This window comes from Photobacterium sp. OFAV2-7, from assembly GCF_022347985.1.
Classification (GTDB): domain Bacteria; phylum Pseudomonadota; class Gammaproteobacteria; order Enterobacterales; family Vibrionaceae; genus Photobacterium.
On record NZ_JAKRFQ010000010.1, the window covers coordinates 21,456 to 29,371 of the forward strand.

The 7,916-nt window shown below is 49.1% G+C and carries 6 protein-coding genes; 4 read left to right on the forward strand and 2 right to left on the reverse strand.

Translation table 11 applies throughout. From position 1 onward, the window contains the following. Window positions 1–173: 173 nt before the first annotated feature. The 4 genes from MHN01_RS02345 (at window position 174) to MHN01_RS24490 (ending at window position 5,281) form a co-directional block, all read left to right on the forward strand. Entirely contained in the window at window positions 174–1,994 is a 1,821-nt protein-coding gene (locus MHN01_RS02345; RefSeq protein ID WP_239409860.1) for a long-chain fatty acid--CoA ligase, read from the forward strand. 621 nt (window positions 1,995–2,615) lie between these two features. Continuing rightward, on the forward strand, window positions 2,616–4,334 hold the full coding sequence (locus tag MHN01_RS02350; protein ID WP_239409861.1) for an acetolactate synthase 3 large subunit: 1,719 nt from the start codon (window positions 2,616–2,618) through the stop codon (window positions 4,332–4,334). Beyond that, a complete protein-coding gene (ilvN, locus tag MHN01_RS02355) occupies window positions 4,334–4,831 on the forward strand; it encodes an acetolactate synthase small subunit (RefSeq protein ID WP_075763546.1) in 498 nt (165 codons plus the stop codon). The genes MHN01_RS02350 and ilvN overlap by 1 nt, the downstream gene beginning before the upstream one ends. Before the next feature lie 321 nt (window positions 4,832–5,152). Then, on the forward strand, window positions 5,153–5,281 hold the full coding sequence (locus MHN01_RS24490; protein ID WP_255724956.1) for a hypothetical protein: 129 nt from the start codon (window positions 5,153–5,155) through the stop codon (window positions 5,279–5,281). A gap of 54 nt (window positions 5,282–5,335) precedes the next feature. Here MHN01_RS24490 and MHN01_RS02360 read toward each other — a convergent pair whose 3' ends face one another. Further along, window positions 5,336–6,001 carry a GntR family transcriptional regulator gene (locus tag MHN01_RS02360; RefSeq protein WP_175577516.1) on the reverse strand — a complete coding sequence of 222 codons (666 nt, stop codon included), beginning with the start codon at window positions 5,999–6,001 and terminating at the stop codon, window positions 5,336–5,338. A gap of 424 nt (window positions 6,002–6,425) precedes the next feature. Continuing rightward, window positions 6,426–7,838, reverse strand: coding sequence for a pyruvate kinase PykF (gene pykF, locus MHN01_RS02365; protein ID WP_075763548.1), 1,413 nt, complete (start codon window positions 7,836–7,838; stop codon window positions 6,426–6,428). Between the last annotated feature and the right edge of the window lie 78 nt (window positions 7,839–7,916).

Genomic DNA, 7,916 nt, shown 5'->3' on the forward strand with positions numbered 1-7,916 from the left:
TATTATTTCTTTTAATAACTCGTATCAGGCCTGTACCGACAGGGATAGGGACTGGGATCGCCACGACATAAAAAATAAAATATAACGCTTTTGAGTTGCCTTTTCTGGTGTCGACTGTAGACTTCGCTATCTCTAATAGGCTTACAGGTGTAAGCCAAAATGGCAGAGTAGTTATGGCTAAACGTGATTTTCATATCGTAAATCGAATTCGTACCCAGATTGCCCGCTTGGGTGATCGGGTGGCATTGCGTCATCAGGTCGGGGACCAGTGGCAGGATATTAGTTGGACCGAGTTTGGTGAGCAGATCCACCAACTCGCCCTGGCAATGCTTAGCCAGGGGCTGAATGTCCAGGACAAGGTCGGTATTTTCTCAAATAACATGCCGCGCTGGACCATTGCAGACTTTGCAGCCCTGTATAACCGTTGTGTGACGGTGCCTATCTACCCGACCAGTACGCCGCAGCAGGCAGCATATATTATCAACAATGCCGATATCCGTATTCTTTTCGTCGGCGAGCAGGCCCAGCATGACGCTGCGCTTGAGGTTGCTGCCGAATGTCCTTTGCTAGAGCGTATTGTCGTTATGTCTGACGATGTTGAGCTCGCCAATCACCCGTTAGTTTGCCGCTATAGCGACTTTTCCGGTCAGTCTTCTGCCGGGGGGGAGGTTGAACTGGCACAGAGGCTGGATCAGACGGCAATGGACGACCTGCTGACTCTGATTTATACCTCGGGGACAACAGGAACGCCGAAAGGGGTTATGCTGGATTATGCCAACGTCGGTTCACAGATTGAAGGCCATGATACAAACCTTGCTCTGGACGAGGGCGATACTTCCCTTTGCTTCCTGCCGCTTTCTCATGTTTTCGAGCGTGCCTGGACCTTCTATGTACTGCACCGTGGCGGCGTAAACTGCTACCTGTCAGATACCAATAAGCTGAAAGAAACCCTGGTAGAGGTGAAGCCCAATGTAATGTCTGCAGTACCGCGGGTGTATGAAAAAATCTATTCGGCGGTTCACGACAAGGTGGCGAGAGCACCTTTCCATCGCAAGGTCATTTTTACCTGGGCGGTGAATATGGGCGCGCGGATGGCTCTGTGTCGTCAGGAGCAGCGTAAACCTTCGCTGATACTCAAGCAGAGCTACAAGTTGGCAGACAAGCTGGTGTTGTCGAAGCTGCGTGAAATTCTCGGTGGCCAGATCAAGTTTATGCCGTGTGGTGGTGCCAAGCTGGATGCCAGTATCGGCCGTTTTTTCCATGCTATCGGCATCAACGTCAAGTTGGGCTATGGCATGACCGAGACCACGGCGACAGTCTCCTGTTGGGACGACACGTGTTTTAACCCGGACTCTATCGGGATACCGATGCCGGGTGCCGAAGTAAAAATTGGTGACAATAACGAGATTCTGGTCCGCGGCCCGATGGTTATGCGCGGTTATTACAAGATGCCGGAAGAGACCGCCAAGAACTTCACCGAAGACGGCTTCCTGAAAACGGGTGATGCCGGTGAGTTCGATGAAGCGGGTAACCTGTTTATCACTGATCGTATCAAGGAGCTGATGAAAACATCGGGCGGTAAGTATATTGCGCCGCAGGTGATTGAAGGGGCCATTGGTAAAGATCACTTCATCGAGCAGATCGCTGTGATTGCCGATACGCGTAAATTTGTTTCAGCCTTGATCGTTCCTTGCTTCGAGACGCTGGAAGAGCATGCTCGCGAGCTTAACATCAAATACCAGGATCGCCTTGAACTGGTCAAGCACAGCCAGATCGTGGAGCTGATAGAGAAGCGAGTAGTTGAACTGCAGAAGGATTTGGCCCGTTTCGAGCAGGTGAAAAAGTTCACCTTGTTACCGATCGCATTCTCGATGGATAAGGGGGAACTGACCCCGACGCAGAAACTGCGACGCAAGGTGATCCAGGACCGCTACCATCAGGAAATTGAGCGGATGTATGAAGAAAGCCATAAGAAGTCGGTGAGACACCACTAATACCGCTTTGTCACCCTTAGCCACTTTATCACCCTCAATCAAAAGGAGCCTTCTGGCTCCTTTTGTGCTTTTTCACCGCTGTTATTCTTGTGCGCATTTCGGGGCCAAGTGTGACTGCGCTAAGAGTGCTACTGGTTTTCCCTTCTTTTTCCTTTTTTCTTAAGATGAATCTTCTCATTGTTAGCTTATATCCAGTCCATGATCTCTATTGCATAGGTCTCACACCGAAGGAAGCTGGCGTATTTCACTGTGTTGCAGAGGAATAATGTGAACTGCTTTTAGCCAATAGACTTGATTGATAAAAAAGCGTTACAGTTGTTGCGGGTTACCGTTGTTTGTTATGGCAGGCGGCGGCTCACATAGCATGAAGTAGTAAACATGATTTCAATTTAGGCTAAAAATAAGCCCTAACTATGTTATATCAGCCCGTATAGCTAATTGATGTGGTGTAAACACCTAAAAGTCCGGCCACAACAAGGCGATTGTGCTACCCATACTGTCTCTTTCTGTAAACGCGTCACTGACTCCTGCGGTTTACGGCATTGAGCAGGCAACAATCACTTGGTTGGGGTCGGAGAATTAGCTATATGGGATGATATACGCGACCTGGAGGCAAGAAATATGGAAATGTTGTCCGGCGCTGACATGATCGTTCGCTCGATGATCGATCAAGGCGTAAAACATATCTTCGGATACCCTGGCGGCTCGGTGCTTGATATCTACGATGCCCTGCATGAGAAAAGCGATATTGAACACGTTCTCGTCCGTCACGAACAGGCTGCAGTACACATGGCCGATGGTTATGCCCGTGCAACGGGTGAAGTCGGGGTGGTGCTGGTTACCTCCGGTCCCGGCGCAACCAATGCGGTTACCGGTATTGCGACAGCCTACATGGACTCTATTCCAATGGTTGTTTTTTCCGGCCAGGTAATGAGTAACCTGATTGGCAATGATGCCTTCCAAGAGTGCGACATGGTGGGGATCTCCCGCCCGGTCGTCAAGCACAGCTTCCTCGTTAAAAATCCTGAAGATATCCCGGATATCGTCAAAAAAGCATTCTACATCGCATCCAGCGGCCGACCGGGCCCTGTTGTTATCGATATCCCTAAAGACATGCTGAACCCAGCTGAAACTTACCCCTATAAGTACCCCGAGTCGATTGCGATGCGCTCGTACAACCCGACGACCCAGGGTCACAAAGGGCAGATCAAGCGCGGTGTCAAAGCCTTGCTGGCAGCCAAGAAGCCGGTGCTGTATGTCGGTGGTGGTGCGATCATGTCTGACTGCGGCGAGCAGATCCTGAAGCTTGCCGAATCGCTGAACATTCCCGTTGTGAATACTCTGATGGGGCTGGGCGCCTTCCCGGGCTCGCACAAGAACTGCCTGGGCATGCTGGGAATGCACGGTACCTATGAAGCCAATATGGCGATGCACAATTCGGATCTGATCTTCGGTATCGGAGTGCGTTTTGATGACCGGACTACCAATAACGTCGAGAAGTACTGCCCTGACGCCACTATCATGCATATTGATATTGATCCGTCTTCAATTTCCAAAACAATCGCGGTTGATATCCCGATTGTCGGCTCGGCCGATACAGTACTCAATAGCATGCTTAAGCTGCTTGATGACCAGAGTGATACCAGCGACGAGCAGGCGATTGATAGCTGGTGGAGCGAAATCGAGTCCTGGCGTGCCCGCAAGTGTCTGAGCTATAACAAGAGCAGTGAGCGGATCAAGCCGCAGGAAGTGATTGAAGTTCTGTATAAACTGACTGATGGTGATGCCTACGTGGCATCCGATGTTGGCCAGCATCAGATGTTTGCCGCGCTGTACTACCCGTTTGACAAGCCACGTCGCTGGATTAACTCCGGCGGGCTGGGCACCATGGGCTTTGGCCTGCCTGCTGCAATGGGCGTGAAGTTTGCGTTGCCGGATGCCGAAGTGGTTTGTGTCACCGGTGACGGCAGTATCCAGATGAACATCCAGGAGCTGTCGACGGCGCTGCAGTACGACATCCCGGTTAAGATCATCAACCTCAACAACCGCTTCCTGGGTATGGTGAAGCAGTGGCAGGACATGATTTACCAAGGACGCCACTCCCATTCTTATATGGATTCCGTGCCTGACTTTGCCGCCATTGCCGAGGCCTATGGCCATGTCGGGGTCCGAATTTCTGATCCGAACAAACTGGAAAGCGAGCTGGAAAAAGCGCTGGCGATGAAAGACAAGCTGGTCTTTATCGATATCAGTGTTGACGAGACCGAACACGTGTACCCGATGCTGATTCGTGGTGGTTCAATGAGTGAAATGTGGCTAAGCAAAACGGAGAGAACATAATGCGCAGGATTGTATCAGTACTACTTGAAAATGAATCGGGCGCATTATCACGGGTTGTTGGCTTGTTTTCCCAGCGAGGTTACAACATTGAATCGCTGACGGTAGCGCCAACCGATGATCCGACCTTATCCAGGCTTAATATCACCACCAATGTGGAAGATGATGCCGCGCTGGAGCAAATCGAAAAGCAGCTGCACAAACTGATTGATATACTCAAAGTTAGCAATGTGACCGAAACGGACCATGTCGAGCGTGAACTGATGCTGGTCAAGGTGAAAGCCAGCGGCTTTGCTCGCGCAGAGGTCAAGCGGACTGCCGACATTTTCCGGGGACAGATTGTCGATGTGACTACCCAGATCTACACCATTCAGCTGGCAGGAACCAGCGACAAGCTGGATGCGTTTATTTCAGCCGTCGCTGAAGCTACTGAAATTGTTGAAGTGGCACGAAGCGGTGTGGTTGGTATTGCTCGCGGAGAACGGGCACTGAAAGCCTAACGTTCTTAACGACAGTTAGTTGTTTTGTATCAAGCCCGGCTCGGGAATCCTGAGCCGGGCTTGTGTTATTTGGAGCTGACATAAACTTGGCTGTCGGTCAGCCTCTGCCTGTAGTAGTTTGCCCGGAAAGGCTCTGTATCTTAGACTAAAGTCTAATAGGTGATAGCATGAAATATTGGGTTTCGAGGGCTTATCTTGCTTGAGAGTTACCGCCTGATAGTTATCGCATAACTGTCATATCAGCTGTCGCCTTCGACTTAAGTCGCAGTAGCGATAGCGGACAGTTTGGTGAGAAACATGCGTGGCAGAGGAGTTGGGGCGATGGTGAATAAATTTTTGGTTAGGCTAACCACTCTTGGATTATTCTTGCTGGGATTTAATGTCAGTGCGCTGTACTTCTTGTTGGCAGTGCTGCTGCTAAACACTCACCATAAAGAGATCTTCTGGTGATCTGATGTCATGATGGAGTGTTAGCAAGCAAGAATAAGTACGAAGAGTAAGTACTTACAGATAGGTTTTGATCATCTCAATGGCACGTTGTGAGTGGGTACTTAGAAGCGCCTGCGCTTCATGGTGATTGCGGCTGAGTACAGCCTTCATCATCGCTTCATGTTCGCCGTTATCATGGTAACGCTCCTCATAATGACGTGTCTGGCTAACCCAGATATGCCGATAGCGTTCTATTTGCTCGTAGACATCACGATAAAGCCCAAGCATCACGGTTGACTGACTTCCCTCCAGCAGGGCAAGATGGAAATCGCTATGGCGTTTTTCCCATTCGTTGAAATCGACATCTGCGTCTGCAGGGTTGATTCGACTGAGTTTGTGATAGCTGGTCAGGATATTGAGCTCCCAAGCTTCATCGCCGTTTTTCATCGCTCGCTCAAGTAGGGCTTGAGACAGAAGCTGGCTGGTTTCAAATAGCTCTTCAAGCTCGGCAATAGAGACGGGGGCGACCCAACAGCCCTTCTGAGGGGCAAAAATAACATATTTCTTCCACGACAGTTGTACCAGTGCTTCCCGGATAGGGGAGGCACCGACGTCATAACGGGCTTTTAAGTCAGCAACAACAAGCTTTTGTCCCGGAGCCAGTTCACCGAGCAAGATATCTTGTCGGATCATTTCCATGACTTTGTTGGTCAAAGTAGGACTAGACACTGCGTTCCTCATTTTTTTATTGTTTTTTATACTAGGCATTACCGCCTAGGGGGTATTAGTAGTAGCTGATTGAATTTAATTGGTAAAAAAGCATCAGCCAATCCAATCGTAGCCAGAATAGAGTTTGGTCGTTCGGAATTATACCTTGCGGGAATCTGCTACAAAGTGAGTATACGACGGAAAAACCAGTGGGGCGACAGCGAACCCTTGGTTCTGTGAGTCGTTTCAGCTTATCACTACAGATTTATACTATGGAGGTAAGTTATTGATCATTATTGACAGCTAAAAGCATCGATAAGTGAATCAAAGTGCAGGTCTTGGGTGGTAATATCTTCCTTCGGTTCGGGCTGGCGGTATGAGAAAGAGAGAGGAAGCTGGCTGGATGGGATAAAAAAAAGGAGCCTCAGGGGCTCCCTTTTTTGATTCAGTATTCGTCTTATAGTACGTGTACTGAAGCAGTGTTAGTTGTACCAGAAGGTACTAGCGCGCCAGATACCATAACAACGATATCGCCTTTCGCGCCCAGGCCAGTTTCAAGAGCAAGATCTTTACCGCGGCCGTAGAAAGCATCAGTGCTGTCGATAGATTCAACAACAACAGGAGTAACACCTTTAGTCAGTGCTAGCTGAGCAGCTGTCTTAGTGTTAGTTGTTACCGCTAGGATGTTTGCAGTTGGGAAGTACTTACGTACAGAACGTGCAGACTTACCAGCTTCGGTCGCAACAACGATTAGTGGTGCGTTTAGCTTCTCAGAAGTGTCTACAGCGCCTTTACATACAGCTTCTGTAATGCGAAGACGAGAGCTGTCCAGGCGAGAGCCTAGCTCGGCTTTAAGAGCTGCATCAGTACGCTCACAGATCTGAGCCATGATAGTAACAGCTTCGATTGGGTATTTACCCTTAGCAGACTCACCAGAAAGCATTACTGCATCAGTGCCGTCCATGATTGCGTTCGCAACGTCACCCGCTTCTGCGCGAGTTGGACGTGGGTTCTTGATCATAGAGTCAAGCATCTGAGTTGCAGTGATAACCACTTTACGTGCGCGGTTACACTTCTCGATCATCATCTTCTGCGCGAAGATAACTTCTTCAACTGGGATTTCAACACCTAGGTCACCACGAGCAACCATGATACCGTCAGATGCTTCTAGGATAGCGTCGAAGTTATCAACACCTTCCTGGTTCTCGATCTTAGAGATGATCTGGATCTTCTCGCCGCCGTTTGCATTTAGCAGTTCGCGGATTTCTTTTACGTCTTCTGCTTTACGGATGAAAGAAGCAGCAACGAAGTCAACGCCTTGCTCACAGCCGAACTTAAGGTCAGCTTTGTCTTTTTCAGCAAGAGCAGGAAGTTTTACAGAAACGCCTGGTAGGTTAACACCTTTGTTTTCACCCAGGTCACCGTTGTTAAGTACTTTACACTTAACTTCAGTTTCAGTTGTTTCTAGTACTTCCATCTCGATCAGACCGTCGTCAACCAGGATAGTGTTGCCTTTAGTCAGGTCTTTAGCGAAACCAGGGTAAGTTACCGCCACGCGGTCTTGGTTACCGATAACAGAAGTGTCTGTAGTGAAAGTGAACTCCTGGCCTGCAACCAGAGAAAAGTCTTGACCGTTTTCTAGCTTGATTGTACGGATCTCAGGACCTTTTGTGTCAAGCAGAACAGCAAGTTGCTTGCCAGTTGCTGCCATTACTTCACGCAGGTTGTTGATACGCTGACCGTGCTCTGCGAAGTCACCGTGCGAGAAGTTAAGACGCATAACGTTCATGCCAGCGTTAGCCAGCTTAGTTAGCATCTCTACTGATTCAGTTTTAGGTCCAATCGTACATACGATCTTAGTCTTTTTCATTGAGGATTGTCTCCGGACGAACTTTTACCCAAGGGAAATTTGAATCACAGAGTTATACCTGAAAACGGACGTGCATTT

Coding starts and splice junctions, on each gene's coding strand:
- MHN01_RS02345 (WP_239409860.1), top strand. CDS start 174: ATGGCTAAACGTGATTTTCATATCGTAAATCGAATTCGTACCCAGATT.
- MHN01_RS02350 (WP_239409861.1), top strand. CDS start 2,616: ATGGAAATGTTGTCCGGCGCTGACATGATCGTTCGCTCGATGATCGAT.
- ilvN (WP_075763546.1), top strand. CDS start 4,334: ATGCGCAGGATTGTATCAGTACTACTTGAAAATGAATCGGGCGCATTA.
- MHN01_RS24490 (WP_255724956.1), top strand. CDS start 5,153: ATGGTGAATAAATTTTTGGTTAGGCTAACCACTCTTGGATTATTCTTG.
- MHN01_RS02360 (WP_175577516.1), bottom strand. CDS start 6,001: ATGAGGAACGCAGTGTCTAGTCCTACTTTGACCAACAAAGTCATGGAA.
- pykF (WP_075763548.1), bottom strand. CDS start 7,838: ATGAAAAAGACTAAGATCGTATGTACGATTGGACCTAAAACTGAATCA.